General features: G+C 70.1%; 15 protein-coding genes. 5 read left to right on the forward strand and 10 right to left on the reverse strand.

The features are described from left to right. Nucleotides 1-18: 18 nt before the first annotated feature. Nucleotides 19-1,074, forward strand: coding sequence for a hypothetical protein (locus ACWCSU_RS46690; RefSeq protein WP_449942782.1), 1,056 nt, complete (start codon nt 19-21; stop codon nt 1,072-1,074). 91 nt (nt 1,075-1,165) lie between these two features. Then, complete coding sequence (locus tag ACWCSU_RS46695; protein WP_357696348.1) at nt 1,166-1,582, forward strand: RNA-binding S4 domain-containing protein; 417 nt, start codon at nt 1,166-1,168, stop codon at nt 1,580-1,582. 191 nt (nt 1,583-1,773) lie between these two features. Here ACWCSU_RS46695 and ACWCSU_RS46700 read toward each other — a convergent pair whose 3' ends face one another. From ACWCSU_RS46700 to ACWCSU_RS46715, 4 genes are all read right to left on the reverse strand, one after another. After that, on the reverse strand, nt 1,774-2,913 hold the full coding sequence (locus ACWCSU_RS46700) for a DUF6183 family protein (RefSeq protein ID WP_449942784.1): 1,140 nt from the start codon (nt 2,911-2,913) through the stop codon (nt 1,774-1,776). Nucleotides 2,914-2,975: 62 nt separating this feature from the next. Continuing rightward, nucleotides 2,976-4,940, reverse strand: coding sequence for a hypothetical protein (locus ACWCSU_RS46705; protein WP_449942786.1), 1,965 nt, complete (start codon nt 4,938-4,940; stop codon nt 2,976-2,978). Next, on the reverse strand, nt 4,937-6,055 hold the full coding sequence (locus tag ACWCSU_RS46710) for a 5'-methylthioadenosine/S-adenosylhomocysteine nucleosidase (protein ID WP_357696354.1): 1,119 nt from the start codon (nt 6,053-6,055) through the stop codon (nt 4,937-4,939). The genes ACWCSU_RS46705 and ACWCSU_RS46710 overlap by 4 nt, the downstream gene beginning before the upstream one ends. After that, a complete protein-coding gene (locus tag ACWCSU_RS46715; RefSeq protein WP_449942788.1) occupies nt 6,052-6,786 on the reverse strand; it encodes an NUDIX hydrolase in 735 nt (244 codons plus the stop codon). The genes ACWCSU_RS46710 and ACWCSU_RS46715 overlap by 4 nt, the downstream gene beginning before the upstream one ends. A 316-nt stretch (nt 6,787-7,102) precedes the next feature. Between ACWCSU_RS46715 and ACWCSU_RS46720 the strand changes: the two genes are divergently transcribed. Next, nucleotides 7,103-10,171, forward strand: coding sequence for a DUF3427 domain-containing protein (locus ACWCSU_RS46720; protein WP_449942790.1), 3,069 nt, complete (start codon nt 7,103-7,105; stop codon nt 10,169-10,171). Between the two features lie 12 nt (nt 10,172-10,183). Here the strand turns inward: ACWCSU_RS46720 and ACWCSU_RS46725 are convergent, their stop codons facing one another. From ACWCSU_RS46725 to ACWCSU_RS46750, 6 genes are all read right to left on the reverse strand, one after another. Further along, the gene (locus ACWCSU_RS46725; protein ID WP_449942792.1) at nt 10,184-10,963 is read right to left on the reverse strand and encodes an urease accessory protein UreD; all 780 of its coding nucleotides are present in this window, start codon (nt 10,961-10,963) and stop codon (nt 10,184-10,186) included. Beyond that, nucleotides 10,960-11,637, reverse strand: a complete 678-nt coding sequence (gene ureG, locus ACWCSU_RS46730; protein ID WP_449942794.1) for an urease accessory protein UreG — start codon at nt 11,635-11,637, stop codon at nt 10,960-10,962. The genes ACWCSU_RS46725 and ureG overlap by 4 nt, the downstream gene beginning before the upstream one ends. A gap of 35 nt (nt 11,638-11,672) precedes the next feature. Continuing rightward, nucleotides 11,673-12,347, reverse strand: coding sequence for an urease accessory protein UreF (locus ACWCSU_RS46735; RefSeq protein ID WP_449942796.1), 675 nt, complete (start codon nt 12,345-12,347; stop codon nt 11,673-11,675). A gap of 35 nt (nt 12,348-12,382) precedes the next feature. Then, on the reverse strand, nt 12,383-14,158 hold the full coding sequence (locus ACWCSU_RS46740; RefSeq protein ID WP_364103719.1) for an urease subunit alpha: 1,776 nt from the start codon (nt 14,156-14,158) through the stop codon (nt 12,383-12,385). Beyond that, nucleotides 14,158-14,919 carry an urease subunit gamma gene (locus ACWCSU_RS46745; protein WP_449942798.1) on the reverse strand — a complete coding sequence of 254 codons (762 nt, stop codon included), beginning with the start codon at nt 14,917-14,919 and terminating at the stop codon, nt 14,158-14,160. Before ACWCSU_RS46745 ends, ACWCSU_RS46740 begins: the two co-directional genes overlap by 1 nt. A gap of 131 nt (nt 14,920-15,050) precedes the next feature. After that, the gene (locus ACWCSU_RS46750; protein ID WP_449942800.1) at nt 15,051-16,469 is read right to left on the reverse strand and encodes a DUF7507 domain-containing protein; all 1,419 of its coding nucleotides are present in this window, start codon (nt 16,467-16,469) and stop codon (nt 15,051-15,053) included. 448 nt (nt 16,470-16,917) lie between these two features. Between ACWCSU_RS46750 and ACWCSU_RS46755 the strand changes: the two genes are divergently transcribed. Next, the gene (locus ACWCSU_RS46755; protein ID WP_449942802.1) at nt 16,918-17,610 is read left to right on the forward strand and encodes a DUF305 domain-containing protein; all 693 of its coding nucleotides are present in this window, start codon (nt 16,918-16,920) and stop codon (nt 17,608-17,610) included. 296 nt (nt 17,611-17,906) lie between these two features. Further along, the coding region (locus tag ACWCSU_RS46760) for an ArsR/SmtB family transcription factor (RefSeq protein ID WP_449942803.1) at nt 17,907-18,127 on the forward strand (221 nt) is incomplete at its 3' end.

An 18,127-nucleotide genomic window follows, 5' to 3' on the forward strand; every position in this document is an offset into this window, starting at 1 on the left:
GGCAGGATTTGCGTCACCATGATCGTGCCGTTCCGCGATGAAGGAGGCTGCTTGGTCGTTTTTGCCTGTGCGGGGTGCGGCGCCGTGATGACCGCGCGGGTGGCGCGGGTGGCGCTCCCTGACCACTCCGGCCAGATGTACGGCCATGACCTGCTCGCCAATCTGCTGCAGCCCGGAACGTACGCGGTGGACCCCGGAAACGGCCGGCCTTGGCAGCCGTCCGAACCCGAGCCGGAAGAACGTGGCGTCCGACTGCTCACGTACCGCATCACGGGCCCCTCGAACAGAATCGCCATCGCGCCCGGCGACGTCCGCGGGACCGTCTTCATCCCGGAGCGGTTGGGCGGATGTTGCTGCGGCTGGGACGGCCAATACGGTCCCAACCTGGCCTGCGCGCAGTGCGGCTGTCCGGTGGCGACCCGCGTCGACGACTGCGGGTTCTGGCAGGTGGTGTGGCTGCAGCCGGACGCCGTGCGTCCTGTCGCCGTCGACGGCCCCGTTCAGCGGGTGATGAACTGGGACGAGTTGCCGGGCACTTCGTCCATTGATCCTCATGATCGCTGGAGCCCGCCATGGGAGGCCGCTGTCGCGGTGGCGCTGGCGCACCTGCTGGTGATCTCGGCCGGCAGGCGAGTGGCCGTCCCTGAGGGGCCTGTCGCTGCGGCGTTTCGCCGGGCGATCGACAGCCTGCTCCCCGCGGGGCCACCGGCACGACAGCTCGTCCTGGCCGGGCCAGGTCTGTCCCCCACGATCACGGACATCGCCCTGGTGCCGAAGCACCCGCAGACCGGCGAGGTTTGGCCGGGCGCCGCGGGAACGGTGGTGCCGCTGGCCGCGGACGTGTGGACGTACATGGCCTTCAACGACGATCGGCGGCTCATGCCCGCGGCGCGCGGGATGCCTGCCGGCGTTCGCCGCGACGATCCACCTCCGCCGTTGCCGCACACTCTTTTCCGTCCTGACGGGCGAGTGTTCCTCAGCACGCTGGAGCGGCTGGCACCGGATCCGCAGCCGTGGCTGCGTCGTATCTTCGACCTGGTCAGAGACCGGCCGTACATGGACCCGTTCTCGTAGGCGTCAGGTCTCGAATGCGGGGGCATGCGGGGGCGCGGCAGCCGTCCTGGCGGGGATGTCGGCGGGACGGCGTTCTCAGTACAGTGTCGGGATGGCAGGTGAGCAGCTGAGTGTGCGAGTGGACAGCTGGATCTGGTCGGTACGGCTCACCAAGACTCGTTCGATCGCCTCCGACGCCTGCCGGGGCGGTCACGTACGGGTCAACGGGGTCCGGGTCAAGCCCGCGCACGCCCTGCGAGTCGGGGACGAGGTCCGACTGCGGCACGATGGACGCGAACGCATCGTGGTCGTCTCCCGGGCCATCACCAAGCGCGTCGGCGCCGCCGTGGCCGCCGAGTGCTACGTCGACAAGAGCCCTCCACCCCCTCCGCGCGAGGAGACCGTGGCGGTGGCCGTCCGGGCTCGGGGCGCGGGGCGTCCTACCAAACGCGAACGCCGCAGCATCGACAAACTGCTCGCACGCCCCACGCCGGAAGACCGGCAGGGCAACCGCGCACGCCCAGAGTGATCGAACAGATGACCGGACGCGGAGGCGACCGGCGTGTGCGGCGCCACAACACCACACCAGGGTCGGTACGGCCCTTGGTCTTGGCGTCCGCGTGGTGCCATCCCCGCATGGAGAGGTGGTCGCTGTCGAAGGCGCCGTCGCGGAGAGGCTACGCACCGGCGGCGCAGCGTTCCGGCAGCCGCTCGATCCCCTCAGTCGGTGTCGGTCGCCGCCAGGACGGCGAGGCTTCGGCCGTCAGGTGACAGGGCCGCGACGGCGATGTCCCAGGCGACCTGCTCGAACCACTTCGTCGTTGCGGAGAACGTGAACCACCGGTGGTCATGGATGTGACGCTCAACGTCGGCGAAGGTAGCGGCCTGCGGTGCTCCGGAGAGTCCCGCCATCGATTTCCACGCCTCCAGGCGCCCATATGCACCGTGGAGACCGTTGTTGTAGGCGCCTCCGGTGGAAGCTGCGGCGAAGAGCACCTGCCAGACCTGCGGGGGAGCGCAGGCGAAGGCCGATGGCGCCGACCGCTGCCCCTCCGGGGCAAGGCAGTCCAAGTCCAGCACGGAGAGAAGTTTCGCGATCGACCCGCCGGCAGCGCTGAGCGCGAACGTGCGTGCCTCGATCCGGCCGTTGGATTCCTCGGCCCAGTTCGCGACGGCTCTCGCCATCTCTGCCGCCGCCGATGGCGTGGTGGTCTCCACCGCCGAAGCGGTTTCGCCGTCCCCCGCGGGAGCGGGACCGGCTCCGGTGTCAAAGGGCCCGAACGGTAGGGAATAGCTGGAACCGTGGACGCTGTAGCTGGGGAGATCGGGACTCTGTTCGATCGAGGAGCGGTGCAGCGGCAACCAGCTCAGGGGGTGGTGCCCCCGGTGCCGAGATGTCGCCCATTGCGCGATCCCCTGCAGGTCATCGACGGCTTCTCCGCGCAGCACCAGCTCGTGTACGAGACAGGCACGAAGCTCTTCCAGCCCTCCGGCGTGCACCTGGCCTCCAGCGAAGGCGCGCGTCAGATCGCTCGCCGGCCGGCTTGAGGCCAGGAGCGACGCGGCATAGCGCGCCGTCTTGCGGTCACCGGAAGCGACGGTCCCGATGAGACGCAGGGCATGTCCGAGATGCTCTGCGTCGGCGGCGACGGTCAGCAGGCGAAACACTGAGTCGAAGACACTCCCGTACTGCCAGATCGGCCGCTTCGCCGCCCCGTACGTCCTGAACAACGCGACCCCGAGATCCGCGACGAACGCGGCATCACCTTCCGCCAGACGCTGCTCGGCCATGTCGCGCACGCCGTTCACATCGGTCAGATCCGATAAGAGCGCGACGATCTCCTCAACCTTCTCGACCATGATCAGAGCCTACGGGGACACTTGATCAGGATCTGCGCGCCATGGAGGCCCTCGGCGAAAGCCTATTCGGCGTCATTCAAGGCGGCCGTGAGGTTTCCCGTGCGTAGCTCTTGCTGTTCGACCCACCTCTTCCCCTCGGCGGCGATTCCTTCCAGGACGTGGAGCGTGTGGGGAAGGCCGGCGGCGTCCAACGACACCTTGGACACCGCTCCGGGAACCTCTCCCTGTTGCAGCTCTTCCATCCCCGAGCTCACCTCGACGCTGATCTCCTCACCGTTGACCAGTGAGAGCTGGAAGACGCGTTCGTCGTTGTCCGACTGGCTGACCCGTACGGCGGCGACCGTTTCGAAGCGGTAGTTGAGCCGCTGCCGGTCGTGGAAGGTGCCGTTCATGAAGTCGAGCTTGACGGTGACCTGGCGGACGCCTTCCTGGGTGATGAGGAAGACCAGGAGCTGGTACTTCTTGTAGCGCCATGGGCCGCCTTGTAGGCGGGCGTGTGCGCTCGACCGAGCGGGAGCCTCGATGAAGGCGTGCGCGATGACGTGGCTCATGGTCAGCCTGTAGTGCCGCAACGCCTCGTCGAGGAGCGCCTTACGGTCGCAGTCCAGCCAGCCGGCCATCTCCTCGTCGCGGGGTTTGTCCGCCATCCTCGCGCGCCACCGGTCCAGTGCAGCCAGGTCGTTCTTGTAGGTCTCGTCGCTTTCGAGCTCGTCGGCGGCGTGGCGGCGGCGCTCAAGGATGATGTGGAGCCACGCACGGGAACCGATCCCCCCGGAGGCCAGCAAAAGCAAGATCGTGCCGATTGCCGGCAGGGGCTCGACCGGTACGGCGTTGACCGCGGCCCAGCCGCCTCCACCTGCGAGGGTGAGGAGTCCGAGTATCGCCAGAGCCTTCGTTCGTCCGGGGGTGGCGAGTTCCTCCCGGTAGCTCCGCAGCGTGCCTCTTCTATGGCGGGCGTTGGCCTGCGTCGCCCGGTGCCGGATCAGCCAGGCGAGGCGCTCAACCCCGATCCCCCTTCCTCCGTAGACCGCCGCGATCTCATCGCGCAGGCCACGGCGGATTCCTGCCGTGTGGGCCATCCAGCTGTCACGGTCGACGCCCGGGGGTAGGTATCTGGCGAAGTAGTGGTCGATGCGGTTCTCGGCCTTCTTCGCGAAGCTGCCGGGGTTGACTTCGCTCTTGGGCCCCAGGTACTCCCAGTCTTTGGCGCGACGGCGTACGACACGGAAGCGCCAGTCGGCGACGTTCGGCGCACTGACGTAGGCGCCTCCGATGCCCAGCACGTAGGCGAGCATCAGAAGGACGCGACCGCTCTGCAGGATCAGATAGCCGAGGTACGCGGCCGCCATGACGTGCAGAACTGTCGCGGTCAGGGCCTGAGCCCGAGTAGCGACCGGTGTGTCGGGGGGCTTCGGGACCCAGCGCTCGGGCTTCTTCGGCGCCGGATGGAAGAACTTCCAGATCCGATCCTTTCGGTCATGGGCCATCTGCTCGTTCTTGGCCTTCGTCAGCGCGAGGTGCCACAGACGGTCTTCGATCGGGCCGTCGAGGTACAGCTCCAAGTGGTCGAGGATCAGGCTGCGTTGGGGTTCGCGGAGCGCGTCGAGGTCTTTGACGACGATCCGGATGTCCTCCTCGGCCTTCCCCGCCGACTCCAGGAGCCGGTCGATGATGCGGACACCGTCCCGCCATGGGTCGTCGCCCGCCAGTCGCATGATGGTGCGCCGGTCACGCAGCTGGGCGGCTTCCTCCTTGGTCAGCTCGTGCCGCGTCCGGCCGCTCACCATGGCGAGCAACCAGTAGAAGAAGACCTCGTTGGTGGCGTAGTCGACCCTGGCCTCGTTGATGAGTCGTCGAGCGGGGCCCGGCATGCGGCCTTTCAGAAAGGAGACGCCGTCCCGGAACTTCTTCTCGGGCGGGTCCTGTGGGCTCGTCATGTAGATGACGTCGCCGTGCACTGTCCCCGCCTGCACTCCGACGTGGGAGTCCGTGGCCGCGTTCTCGACGCGGTGCCCTGGATCTGTCATGACAGGGACTGGGCCAAGGCGATGATGACGGTCAGCTCGGCGGCCAGCTCAGCCACGTCGCCGACGAGCCCGCGCAGCTTCTTCAGCGCCAGGGTCAGCGTGTTCCTGCGCTCTGGCGTCTTCGTCTCCAGGGCCTGGTCGGCCGTGACCAGTTCCGTCTCGGCGGCCTTGTACGTCGCCTCGTCCAGGCGCCCGTCCGCCCACGCCTGCCAGAGACGGGTACGGAAGCCGGCCAGCGCCTCGGGCAGGTCCGCCGGCTGCGGCGTCGCAGGGGTGATCCGGATGCCGCCGTGCACGATGCCTGCCTGCACGCCCACGTGCGCGTTTCCCTTGGCGATGTTCCTGACCGTCTCGGGCATGGGGGAGCTCCTTGTCGTGGGTTCGTCGGTGAACAACTCCTCGGCCAGAGCCGCGGCGAACGAGGCCGCGTTGGCGGCGGCTCGCGGCTGCCACTGCTCGCGGTCGGTGGTTTCCTTGGTGCCGTCGGCCCGGTCGCTGATTCCGCGGATCACGACGACGGGAAGCGCCCGGTTCAGGTGCCCGGCCTGTGCCACGCCGGCGCCTTCCATCTCGATCGCCCGTGCGTCGTTGTAGTGGTCGCGAATCCAGCGGGCGTGCTCGGAAAGCCGGGAGTTCAGGACTATCTCACCGGCGGCGATCGCCCCGAAGTGCACGTTCGGGCGCGGGTCGAGCCCCTTGGCCCATGAGTTGCCACGGTGCAGGTGCTGGGCGATCTGCTCGGCGGCATGCGAGGTCGGCCAGACGCGAGGACGGCTCCTGAAGCCTTCGTCCTCGCTGGTGCCGCCGTGGAAGGCGTAGACATGCGTGGCCACCACGATGTCTCCGAGAGCGATGTGCGGCTGCAGCGCGCCGGCCACGCCCACGAAGAGGAGAGCCGCCGGACGGAACTCGGCGATAGCCCGTTCGGCCAGCACCGCAGCGGAGTGGTTGCCCTTGCCGACCTGCGCCAGCGCCACCTCGCATCGTCCATCCGCCAGGCGGCCCACCTCGAAGAGGGTGCCCTGCGGGTGCCGACGCAGGCGCAGGCCGGCCAGTTTCTCTCTGATCGCCTGGTATTCCAGGTCTAGGGCGGTGAGGATAACGACGGGGCTCACAGCACCTGCTCCTTTCCGTTCGGCGAGTCGACGGGACGGATCATCGGGGGATGGAGGACCTCTTGAGGGCCGGCCCTGAACAGGCGGGCCGGTCGTCCGGCCGTGGCTTTACGCGCCGAGTCGGCCGGAATGATGAAACCGTCGGTTTTCTTGATCTTTCGGTAGAAGTTCCGCGGGTCGAGCGGCATGCCCCACACCGCCTCGTACACGTCCTGAAGATCGGTGATCGTGAACGTCGGCCCGCAGAAAGCCGTGGCGAGCGCGGAGTGCTCAAGCTTGGATCGGGCGCGCTCGACGCCGTCCGTGACAATGCGGCGATGATCGAAGGCGAGCCGTAGGTCACCGGAGAGCACGAGGTCGGTGGGTCGCCAGCCCGCGCCGGCGGCGTCGGTGCCGGCGGTCGGTTCGGGCAGCCTCGGGGCGATGGCCAGGAAGGCGACGCTCACCACGCGGCCTCGCGGATCACGGCCTGGGTCGTCGTAGACGCCCAGCTGCTCCAGCCGGAGCGTCTCGACGTCCAGGTCGGCCTCCTCCGCCAGCTCCCGATGAGCGGCGGCGAACAGGCTCTCCTGTGAGTGCTGCAGAAAGCCGCCCGGCAGCGCCTGAGTGCCCTTGTACGGCTCGATGCCGCGCTCGACGAGCAGCACGTGCAGCCGCGAATCACGCAAGGTGAGGATGACGAGGTCAACGGCGAGCAAGATGGCCGGCGGCTCCCATGGATCGTCGCTCATGGCCCGACCGTATGTTTTTGTCAGTCTGACAAAAAGTAGCGCCGTGGTTAGCTTTGGCCATCTCCGGTGATGCGCGAGGCTGTTGGATCTTCCCAATGCCGCAGGAGCCGGGGGCTTCACGCCGCGGATGCCGCGCCCAAGGGCTGCCATGCCGGTGACACTACGCCGCCGCACCGACACTTTCGGTGTCGGTGCTCCTGGAGCAGATGGTGGACGGCCGGGGCCGAAGTCGCGGGCGGGCCGTACTCCTGGGGAGGTTTCCTGAGCTCGGCGTAAACCATTTCGCGGTGGGCGGCCGCGCCCTATAGTCGCCGAGATGAGCGATCTTCAGCCTGGTGTCTACCAGCATCTGGTCACTCGCGACGTGGACGCCCGGCTGCGTGCGGTGTCCGATCACGAGCTGATCGATCGCCGGTCGTTGGATCTCGCCGACTCTCACGAGACGCTGGCCCGCCACCTGGCCGCGCTCACTCGCCGGGCGCTGCGCTCTGTGCGCGGTGAGAGCGACACGGTACGGCTGGCCCGGCAGGTGGAGATCGTCAACCGGGTCGCCGACCTGCTCGGTGAGCTGGTGCCCGAGGCCGCCGCGCCCGAGGAACTCGTCGAGGCCGCGGATGAGTTGCTGGGCATCGCCAGGGGCAGGGACGCGGGCGGGGGCGTGAGCTTTCCCGCGCGGCCGGTGATTCCCCTCACCGGAAGCGCGTTGCTGGTCAACGGCCGCGGACAGCCGGAGATCGGTCATGAGCTCAAGCGCGAGCTGGCCTCCGCCGACCACGTCGATCTGCTGTGCGCGTTCGTGAAGTGGAACGGCGTGCGGGTCCTGTCGGAGGCGATCGAGGAGTTCCTCCGGCGCGGTGGCCGGCTGAGGGTCGTGACCACCACCTACATCGGTGCCACCGACCGCCTGGCGCTGGACCGGTTGGCGGCCATGGGCGCCGAGATCCGCGTCTCCTATGACACCCGGATGACCAGGTTGCACGCCAAGGCGTGGCTGTTCCATCGGGGCAACGGCCTGTCCACCGCCTACGTGGGCTCCTCCAACCTGTCGCGCACCGCCCTCAGCCACGGCCTGGAGTGGAACGTCCGCCTCGCCCAGGCCGAACAGCCGCACCTGATCGACACGTTCTCCGCCACGTTCGACGACTATTGGGGCGATCCGTCGTTCGAGCCCTACGACCCGGCGCACGATGCCGAGCGGCTCGACCGTGCCCTGTCCGCCGAGCGGGCCGGTGGCCGGCCGGTCATGCTCGACTTCGCACACGTGGACGTCCGCCCGTACTCCTACCAGCGCGAGATCCTCGACGAGCTCGACGCCGAACGGCAGATCCACGACCGGTGGCACAACCTCGTCGTCATGGCCACCGGCACCGGCAAGACCGTCGTCGCCGCGCTCGACTACCGGCGCCTGCGTGCGGCCGGGCAGGCGGAGTCGGTGCTGTTCGTCGCCCACCGCAAGGAGATCCTGCGGCAGAGCCTGCTCACCTTCCGGCAGGTGCTGCGGGACGAGACGTTCGGCGAGCTGTACGTGGACGGCGCCCGCCCCGAGCATTGGCGGCACGTGTTCGCCTCGATCCAGACCCTGGACGCCAACCCGCTCCCCGAGCCGGACCGCTACGACATGGTGATCGTGGACGAGTTCCACCACGCCGAGGCCGCCACCTACCGGAAACTGCTCAACGGAGTGCGCCCCAAGGTGCTCCTGGGCCTGACCGCCACGCCGGAACGGGCCGACGGCCAGGACATCAAGGGCTGGTTCGACGGCCGCATAGCCGCCGAACTGCGCCTGTGGGAGGCGCTGGAGCGCGGGCTGCTGGCCCCGTTCCAGTATTTCGGCGTCCACGACGGCACCGACCTGCGCCAGATCGGCTGGCGCCGGGGTCAGGGCTATGACGTCGGCCAGCTCTCCAACGTCTACACCGGCAACGACCGCCGCGCCGCCGTGGTCCTGGAGACCGTGCAACGCAAGATCGGCGACGTCGGGCGGATGCGGGCCCTCGGCTTCTGCGTGAGCATCGACCACGCCCGTTTCATGGCGGACCGCTTCACCCGGGCCGGGCTCCCCTCTGTCGCCGTCACCGCGCACAGCCTGCGTGACGAGCGCGACCAGGCGCTGCGCGACCTGAGAGACCGGAAGATCAACGCCGTGTTCACCGTCGATCTCTTCAACGAGGGCGTCGACGTCCCGGAGATCGACACCGTGCTGTTCCTGCGGCCCACCGACAGCGCCACCGTCTTCCTGCAGCAGCTCGGGCGCGGGTTGCGGCTCGCCGACGACAAACCATGCCTGACCGTGCTCGACTTCGTCGGCCACCAGCACAAGCAGTTCCGCTTCGACCGGCGCTACCGGGCGCTCACCGGCGCAAGCCGTACCGGCATCGCGCGGGAGATCGAGCAGGGCTTCCCGACGCTGCCCGCCGGCTGCGTGATCGACCTGGACCGCGACGTACGCCGGCTGGTTCTCGACAACGTCCGGCAGGCGCTCAACCTGAACTGGCGGGACCTGACACGCGAACTCCGCGACCTCGGCGACGTCAACCTGCCCACCTTCCTCCAGGAGACCGGACTGGACGTCGAGGACCTCTACCGTCGCAGCCGCCCGGGCTGGGCGTCGCTGCGGCACGCCGCCGGCTTCGGCGCCACATCGGGTGACGCGGCGCTCGGACGCGCCTTCGGCCGGATGTTGCACATCGACGACCTTGAGCGGCTCGCCTTCCTCACCGAGGCGCTGGCCGGAAGGGCTCCGAAATCGCCGCGTGAGCTACGCCTGATGGCCATGCTCGACGTGATGTTGTGGGGCGGCACCGAGCCGACCTCCGGGATGGAGTCCCGGTTCGCCTGCCTCACGGGTGCCCGCGCGGCGGAACTGTCAGAGCTCGCGGACGTGCTGCGCTCCGGCCTGCGTCACGTGGTCCCGCCTCTCGACCCGGTCGTGCCCCTGCACGTGCACGCCCGCTACAGCAAGAACGAGGTCCTGGCCGCCTTCGGCATCGACCGGCCCGCGCACATGCGGGAAGGGGTCAAATACGTGCAGGCGCACCAGGCGGATCTGTTCTTCGTCACCGTGGACAAGTCGGAGGACCATTACTCCCCCACCACGCTCTACCACGACCGGGCGATCAGCGAGGACCTGTTCCAGTGGGAGTCACAGAGCACCCTGCGCTCGTCGGCCGCCACCGCCCGCCGCTACGTGACGGGCGCGTCCACGGTCCATCTGCTCGTCAGGCAGTCCAAGCGCGACGAAGGGCTGGGGGCTCCGCCTTACACGTACGCGGGGCCCATGCGGTACGTGAGTCATGAGGGTGAGCGGCCCGTCCGCTTCGTCTGGCGTCTGGATCATCGGCTTCCTCCCGAGGTGTTCCACTACGCCAAGGCGACCGCCGGTTGAGAGGCGAGAAGGTCAGTCGGTGGGGTGGGCCGCGTCCAGGAGGTGGCGCAGGCGCAGGCTGTCGGGGGCCAGGGCGGTGATCAGGGCGGCGGGGCCGGCCAGCGGGGTCAGCGCGGCCTGACCGGTTGCCGGGCCGTCGCCGAACAGCCGGGCCTGGAGCGGGTGACGTTCCAGCTCGGGGTCGACGACGAGGATCTGGCCGGCGGCGCGGTGACCGGCCAGGACGGCCGGACCGTCCCAGCCGGGGGCGTCCGGGCCGTAGGCGGTCTGCTGGTCGAGCAGGAGGTGTCCGTCGCGGTGGACGACGAGGCGGACGGCCAGCCGGCCCGGAGGCTCGCCGAAGCGCCCGAGGACCTGCTCCTCGCGGAGGACGAGGCGCGCGGTGGCGGCCAGGTCGACGGTGCAGGTCTGGCGCAGGTTGCTGCCGGCGGCGGAGATCAGCGGCTGGGGCAGCCAGTGCAGACCGGCGTGCTCGCCCACGGTCAGGTGCACGTCGTAGGTGGCGGGCTCGGGGGTGGGGCCGCGCAGGGCGATCGCGGCCGAGGCGGTGGTGATGTGGAGGTGGGCGCCGGGTTCGGCGGTGGCCTCGACGCGCAGCCGGTCGCCGCCGAGAGGGGCGTTCATGGCGCCGAGGACGCACACCCGTGCCTGGTCACCGTGCGAGTGGAGGCGCCGCAGGTGGAACGGGCCGTCGCCGGCCAGGGCGGACAGTACGGTGCCCTCCCCCGCACGGGTCGCGGCGATGCGTGCGGTGCCGCACACACCCGGCTCGGCATGGGGTGCGAGGGTCATGCGGGACCCGGGGCTCGGGCCGCCAGGCGATGCAGGACCCAGTCCACCACGGGCCTGACGCCGTCCTCGGTCTTCAGGGCGGTGAAGGCGACGGGCAGCTCGCCGCGCTGGGCCTCGGCGTCGCGGGCCATGGCCGCCAGGTCGGCGCCGACGTACGGCGCGAGGTCGGTCTTGTTGATGACCAGCAGGTCGGAGGTGGTCAGGCCGGGCCCGCCCTTGCGAGGGATGTCGTCGCCGCCGGCGACGTCGATGACGAAGATCTGCGCGTCTACCAGGCCCTTGGAGAAGGTCGCGGTGAGGTTGTCGCCGCCCGACTCGATGAGGATCAGGTCGAGCGGTCCGAGCAGTTCCTCCAGGTCCTCGACGGCTTGGAGGTTGGCGGAGATGTCGTCACGGATCGCGGTGTGCGGGCAGGCGCCGGTCTGGACCGCCCTGATGCGCTCGGCGGGCAGTACGGCCTCGCGCAGCAGGAACTCGGCGTCCTCGCGGGTGTAGATGTCGTTGGTGACGACCGCGATGGACAGGTCCTGGCGCAGCGCGCGGCACAGGGCTGCGACGGTGGCGGTCTTGCCGGAGCCGACCGGGCCGCCCAGGCCGATGCGCAGCGCGCCGTGGCGGCCGCCGGGGTGATGGGCTGGGCCTGCGGAGACGTCGTGGTCGTGGTGGAGGTGCATGGCGCTCCCGTGGTCGGACGACAGGCGTACAGGTGTCAGGAGGCGAACAGGCGGGCCGGGCGGGCCACGTGCTGTTCGGCGGTGATGTCGAGCAGCGGCGCCGAGGCGGACGGCAGCGCCGCGACGCCGTCGGCGTGGACGCGCCCCGCCGCCTCGGCGGCCCGCCGCGCGACGTGGTCGAGGTCGGCGGCGAGCCGGGCCAGGACGGCGGTGGCGTCGAAGGGGTCCAGGCTCAGCAGGCGGACGGTCGCGGCGGCCGGGCCGCTGACGCTCTCATAGGCCGCCACGCAGGCGGCGTCGTACGGGCTCAGCCCGGCGGCGCGGGCGGCCACCCCGAGCACCACGGGCTGATGGGCGCCGCGCGGACGGACCGCGGCCAGGGCGTCGAGCTCGGCGCAGGGCCAGACGGCTCGGGCGGCGCGCAGCAGTTGCCGTCCGAGCGTGCGCGCGACCTGCCGCAGGGCCGGAGAGGGCGTGCGCGCGTCGGCGGCCTCCTCCAGCAGCAGCGGGTCCCGCCCGGCGGCGGCCGCGGCCGCGAGCCCCGCCGCGGTCAGCCCGCTGGTGTGCAGCCGCCCCCGGCAGAACGCCTCCAGGCCGGCCGCGTCACGCACACGCCCGGCCGCGACGGCCGCCTCGGCGCCGCCGGAATGTGCGTGCCCGCCGGCCGGGAACCGGCCGTCGGCCAGGACGAGCAGCGTGGCACGGCTCATCGGCGTGACTCACCTTCCTTCAGTGAGATGACGGGTCAGAACAGGAAGTAGAGCTGCGCCATCGGCAGTTCGGTGGGGGGCTCGTGGTAGTCGATGCGCCGGCCGTCGATCCGCACCTCATAGCCGTTGGGGTCGACGTCGATGACGGGGGTGGCGTCGTTTCGGAGCATGTCTCGCTTGAACACCCTGCGGGTGTTGCGGATGGGCGTGAACGACTTGTCCACCTCGACCCGGCCGGGCAATCCGGCCGCGATCGCCTGTTCGCTGACGAAGTTGACGGAGTTGGCGCCGGGGGCCCGGCCCGTCGCGCCCCACATCGGGCGGGGCAGGATCGGCTGCGGGGTGGTGATGGCGCCGTTGGCGTCGCCGACCTGCGCGTACGCGATCTGGCCGCCCTTGATCACCCGGTGCGGCCTGACGCCGAAGAACTTCGGCTCCCACAGCACCAGGTCGGCCAGCTTGCCCACTTCGACCGAGCCGACCTCGTGGTCGATGCCGTGCGCGACGGCCGGGTTGATGGTGTATTTGGCGACGTAGCGGCGGGCGCGGTGGTTGTCGGTCTCGTCGGCGCCGCCGCGGTCGCCGTCCAGGGGGCCGCGCCGCTGTTTCATCACGTGCGCGGTCTGCCAGGTCCTTGTGATCATCTCTCCGACGCGTCCCATCGCCTGGGTGTCGGACGACATGATCGAAATGGCGCCCAGGTCGTGCAGGAGGTCTTCGGCGGCCATCGTGGCGGGCCGGATGCGCGACTCGGCGAAGGCCCGGTCCTCGGGCACCTGCGGGTTGAGGTGGTGGGCGATCAGCACCATGTCCAGGTGCTCCGGGACCGTGTTGCGGGTGTAGGGGCGGGTGGGGTTGGTGGAGGCGGGCAGCACGTTGGGCAGGCTCGCCATCCTGATCATGTCGGGGGCGTGGCCGCCGCCGGCGCCCTCGATGTGGAAGACGTGGAGAGGTTCGTCGCCGATGGCCGCGATGGTGTCCTCGACGGTGCCGGCCTCGTTCAGGGTGTCGGCGTGCAGGGCCAGCTGTACGCCGGTCGCCCGGCACACCTCCAGGCAGCGGCGCAGGACCGCCGGGGTGGCACCCCAGTCTTCGTGGATCTTGAAGCCGAGGATGCCGGCGTTGACCTGGTTGTGGAGGGATTCGGTGGACATCGTGCTGCCCTTGCCGAGCAGCCCGATGTTGACCGGGAAGGCGTCCAGGGCCTTGAACAGCCGGTCGAGGTGCCAGGCGCCGGGCGTGACGGTGGTGGCGGTCGTGCCGTCGGCGGGGCCGGTCCCGCCGCCGATCAGGGTGGTGACGCCGGAGGCGAGCGCCTCGCGGATCTGCTCGGGGCAGATGAAGTGCACGTGGGTGTCGACGCCGCCCGCGGTGAGGATCTTGCCGTTTCCCGAGATGATCTCGGTCTCGGGGCCGATCAGGAAGTCGGTCGCGACGGGATGCCCGTCGTGCAGCCGGTTCATGGTCTCGTCGTTGTAGGCCTTGCCGAGCGCGGCGATGCGGCCGTCGCGAAGGGCGACGTCGGCCTTGACCACGCCCCAGTGGTCCAGGATGAGAGCGCCGGTGATGACGGTGTCGGGCGGTCTCGGGGCGCCAGGGGTCGCGCCGTCGCGTGGCGCGAGTGACTGCCCCATCGACTCCCGGACCACCTTGCCGCCGCCGAAGACGATCTCGTTGCCGCTGCGGCCGGGGCCGCCGGCCCAGTCCTCGGTGATCTCGATCCACAGGTTGGTGTCGGCCAGGCGGACACAGTCCCCCGTCGTCGGGCCGAACCGGTCGGCGTACTGTTCGCGCGTGAGGGGTTCGGCCATCAGAGGTCGCCTCCGACCTTGCCGTTCAGGCCCGCGACGTGGCGCCGGCCCTCAATGGGCACCAGTTCCACGTCCTGGGGCATGTTGGGGGCGAAGCGCACCGAGCCGCCTGCGGGGATGTTCAGCCGTTTGCCGTAGGCGGCGTCACGGTCGGGGTGGATGTCGAGGCGGGAGTTGGCCTCGTAGAAGTGGTAGTGGGAGCCGACCTGGATGTGACGGTCGTCGGTGTTGGTGACCCGTACGGTCGTGGTCGGGCGGCCGTCGTTGAAGCTCACCCGCCCCTGGGAGGAGTAGTCGATCGCGCCGGGAGGACCCTGCCTCCCCGGCCCGGCCACGCAGGGCGGCGGGGGTTCCGGGTCGGGCGGACACGGCGCGGGCTCCGGGACGGGCGGACACGGCGGCTCCGGCTCAGGCCGGCCTTCGCACGACGGCGGCTCCGGGCACGGCAGGGTGGTCGCCAGCGGGATCGGCTCGCGGAGGGTGACCATTTTGGTGCCGTCGGGGAAGGTGGCCTCGATCTGGAGGTCGGCGATCATCTCCGCGACGCCTGGCATGACCTCGTGCGGCATGAGCACCGGCGGTTGCTGCTTCGCCATGAGGTCCGCCACGGTCCTGCCGGCGCGCGCCTCTTCCAGAACCCAGGAGGTCAGGATGGCGACCGCCTCCGGGTAGTTGAGCTTCACTCGCCCTCTGCGCTTGTGGGCCACGTCCGCGGCCACGTGGATCATCAGCCGTTCTTGTTCATGCAGGGTCAGGTGCACCCTGTCACCTCGGTTTCGCTTCTGGCCCCAGGGCCTCGCCCTCGGGGCCGACGGTGCGGATCTACCGGTATGACCGATGTCGGGGTCAGGTCGCCGCCCGGTTGCCTGCTCACCGGGCGGCGCTCAGTGGCTCAGCAGCCTCGCCCGCAACCGCACCCGCCGCCGCCGTGAGGCGGGCAGGGGGCCGGTGGGCGGGCGCAGACGACGACTTCGTCGGTGACGGGGCCGTCGGCCTCGTTGGCGGTGGCGGTGGCGGTGTTGGTCAGCGGGCCGGGCTTGGTGACCTTGGCCAGCAGGGTGAGGGTCTGGGTGGTGCCGACGTCCATCGCGCCGACGTCCCACAGGCCGGTGGCCGGGTCGTAGCCGCCGGCGCTGGGAGTGGCGGAGATGAAGGCCAGCCCTTCGGGGAGCTGGTCGACGACCGTGACGCCGGTGGCGTCGTTGGGCCCCTTGTTGGTGACGGCCACGTGGTAGGTGACCGCCTCGCCGACGGCGGCCTCGGTACGGTCGGCGGCCTTGACGACGGCGAGCTCGACGACCCGCTTCACCGGCGTGATGGTGGCGTTGGAGGTGGAGGTGAGGTGCTCGGGCGCGTTGCCCAGGGTGTTGTCGTAGGAGGCGCCGGCCTGGTTCTCGATCTGGCGGCCGGCCCCGGCGCGTTCGACGCGGACACGGAACTCCACCGTGGTTCCGTCGGGCGCGTCCGCGGTCGAGGGCAGGCGGCCGCCCTGCTGGGCGGTGGCCCCCTGGCCCAGGTGGAAGACGACGCGGCCGGCGTCGGCGTACGCCTGGTCGTCGCCGGCCGCGTCGCTCTTGCCGCCGCTGTCGGGGCCGTCGATGACGCGCAGGGAGCCGGGGACGTAGCTGGTGCCGGCCGGGATGTCGTCGGTCAGGACGAGGTTGTCGGCCGGGGCGCCGCCTTCGTTCCTGGCGTTCACCCGGTAGGTGATGACGTCGCCGACCTCGACCTCGCCCTCGGGGATGGCGGCCTTGGTGAGCACGACGCAGGGTGCCGTGCCGAAGACGATGCCGTCCAGGAAGTTGCCGATCGCCGGGTTGCCACCGGCGGCGGAGATGGACTTGAAGGCGAACCGGGTGGTGGTCTGGCCGGGGGGGACGACGTATTCGCCGGTGTAGTGGCCCCAGGCGGTGTTGCCGTCGGTCATCCGGGCCTGTTCCACCGGGGCGTTCGGGGGGCCGATCTGCAGGGCCATGGTGTCGGCGCCCTGGCGGCCGCGGTGGGAGAGTCTCCAGTACAGCTTGGTGCCGGGTGTGGTGGGGAGGTCCTGGTACAGGGTGGAGACCATGTTGGCGTTGAGCTCGGCGAACTGCCGGCCGTCGTCGGAGGGCACGCTCAGGAAGCCGGTGTGCCAGAGTTCGATCTGGCCGTCGGAGGCGGTGGTGCGCCAGCCGGGCACCGCGCGGGGGTCGTTGTGGGAGGCGTCGGGCCGTATCTCGTAGTTGGTGACGACGGGGGCTTCGAAGCTGCCGTTGATCAGGGCGATGCGGGGTCCGCATCCGCCTGGTGAGGGGTTCTGGGGTACGGCCACGAGGTGTCCTTCCGTCGAGGTGGCGTCGGCGTTCGTGGGCGCCGTCCGGAGCCTGCCACGGGTACGGGGGCGCAGGGCGGACCACAGGCGGGCGGCCCGGGATGGTTTGTCGGCGTGCACGGGTGAATGGCCTCGCGTGGTGGGCGGGCGGAGTCGGTGCGGTCGTCGGGTCGTGTGCGTGGTGTGCGCGGCGGGATCGATCCGGTTGGACGCAGTCGTTGCCTTCCGATGCCACATGCTGTGAGTAGCCGACTACCTACTGAAAGTAGTCGAAGCCGGTCAGGGCGCTGAACTAGCCGCACAGTGAGAGCCGCATGGCCGGAGGGCGCGGCTCTTCTGTGGAACGCCGGCCGGCGACTGGTCGCCCGTCCGGCCGGACCCGCCTGTCGGCCGGTCGGAGCGGCGGCTTACCGTGGAGGTAGGTGTCGGATCGGCGCTAGGGGGACGCATGAAGCGACGCTCTGTGCAGACCGCGATGGCCACCGGGGCATTCCTGGCCGTCGTGACCGCGAGTACGGGGGCCACCGCGGCGACCATGGGCTCACCGCCGACACCCTCCCCAAGCCCGCAGCCGACGTGCATGGGCATGGGGGAAATGCACCCCGTCACCAGCGAGTACGACTACCTGTCGCAGATGGTGCCGCACCACCAGGACGCCATCACCGCGGCCCGGCAGCTCCAGCGGTCCGACCGGCCCGAGATGCGGCAGCTCGGGCAGTCGGTCGTCGCGACGCAGACCGCCGAGGTCGCCCGGATGAAGGGCTGGCTGGAACAGTGGTACCCGCAGAGCCCGTCGCCGAGCCCGAGCTCGACCACGATGCCCGACCTGTCAGGGCTTTCCGGGGATCAGCTCGACAAGGCGTTCCTGCAGCACATGATCCCGCACCACATGATGGCGATCATGATGTCGCAGCAGCTGCTCAACCACGGCGAGGCTCAGCACGCCGAGGTCGCCGCCTTCGCCCGCAAGGTGCGCGACGACCAGTGGGCGGAGGTCCGCACGATGCGGCAGTACCTGACCCAGTGGTACGGGGAACAGAGCATGCCCTGCATGCCGCACATGCCGGGCATGACACCCGGGCCCCACACGGGAACACCCGGCCGGCCGACGCCCACGGAGCCCTCTCCGGCAGGCACGTGACGCAAGGCCCTCTGCCCATAGGAAGACCACCTGCGGCGGAGCACCGGATTTCTGCGGAGGCCGCCTCCGCGACCGGCTCGACCACACCCTGACGGAACCCACCTGGTCGGCACGCGCGGGGTGGTAATCTCCTCGCCCGAGTCGCCGGAGCCCTTGCGCGTGCGACCCGGTGGTCAGGGGGAGGCTCCCCAGCACGGCATGTCCGGTTGACGACGGGTCGTGGCCCTCACGCACGCTGACCAGCGTCGTCGCAGCGTACTTGTTGACATTCGCCGCATAGGCGACAGAATACACATATGAACAGTTCTTCAGGCGAGAATGTGTTGGTGGTGGACGGCTGCACCGTCAAGGTGGTCGACGCCGACCGCGTCGCGGCCGTGCACGAGCGCATGCCCGCCGCCGAGGACCTGACCGACACCGCCGACGTCTTCGGCCTGCTGTCCGACCCCAACCGCCTGAAGCTGCTGGTCGCCCTGCTGGACGGCGAGCTGTGCGTGTGCGACCTGGCGGCGGTGAC

This window comes from Nonomuraea sp. NPDC001699, from assembly GCF_053596455.1.

Excerpts from the sequence above, each read along its gene's own strand:
- ACWCSU_RS46690 (WP_449942782.1), top strand. The coding sequence starts at position 19 with ATGATCGTGCCGTTCCGCGATGAAGGAGGCTGCTTGGTCGTTTTTGCC.
- ACWCSU_RS46695 (WP_357696348.1), top strand. The coding sequence starts at position 1,166 with ATGGCAGGTGAGCAGCTGAGTGTGCGAGTGGACAGCTGGATCTGGTCG.
- ACWCSU_RS46700 (WP_449942784.1), bottom strand. The coding sequence starts at position 2,913 with ATGGTCGAGAAGGTTGAGGAGATCGTCGCGCTCTTATCGGATCTGACC.
- ACWCSU_RS46705 (WP_449942786.1), bottom strand. The coding sequence starts at position 4,940 with ATGACAGATCCAGGGCACCGCGTCGAGAACGCGGCCACGGACTCCCAC.
- ACWCSU_RS46715 (WP_449942788.1), bottom strand. The coding sequence starts at position 6,786 with ATGAGCGACGATCCATGGGAGCCGCCGGCCATCTTGCTCGCCGTTGAC.
- ACWCSU_RS46720 (WP_449942790.1), top strand. The coding sequence starts at position 7,103 with ATGAGCGATCTTCAGCCTGGTGTCTACCAGCATCTGGTCACTCGCGAC.
- ACWCSU_RS46725 (WP_449942792.1), bottom strand. The coding sequence starts at position 10,963 with ATGACCCTCGCACCCCATGCCGAGCCGGGTGTGTGCGGCACCGCACGC.
- ureG (WP_449942794.1), bottom strand. The coding sequence starts at position 11,637 with ATGCACCTCCACCACGACCACGACGTCTCCGCAGGCCCAGCCCATCAC.
- ACWCSU_RS46735 (WP_449942796.1), bottom strand. The coding sequence starts at position 12,347 with ATGAGCCGTGCCACGCTGCTCGTCCTGGCCGACGGCCGGTTCCCGGCC.
- ACWCSU_RS46740 (WP_364103719.1), bottom strand. The coding sequence starts at position 14,158 with ATGGCCGAACCCCTCACGCGCGAACAGTACGCCGACCGGTTCGGCCCG.
- ACWCSU_RS46755 (WP_449942802.1), top strand. The coding sequence starts at position 16,918 with ATGAAGCGACGCTCTGTGCAGACCGCGATGGCCACCGGGGCATTCCTG.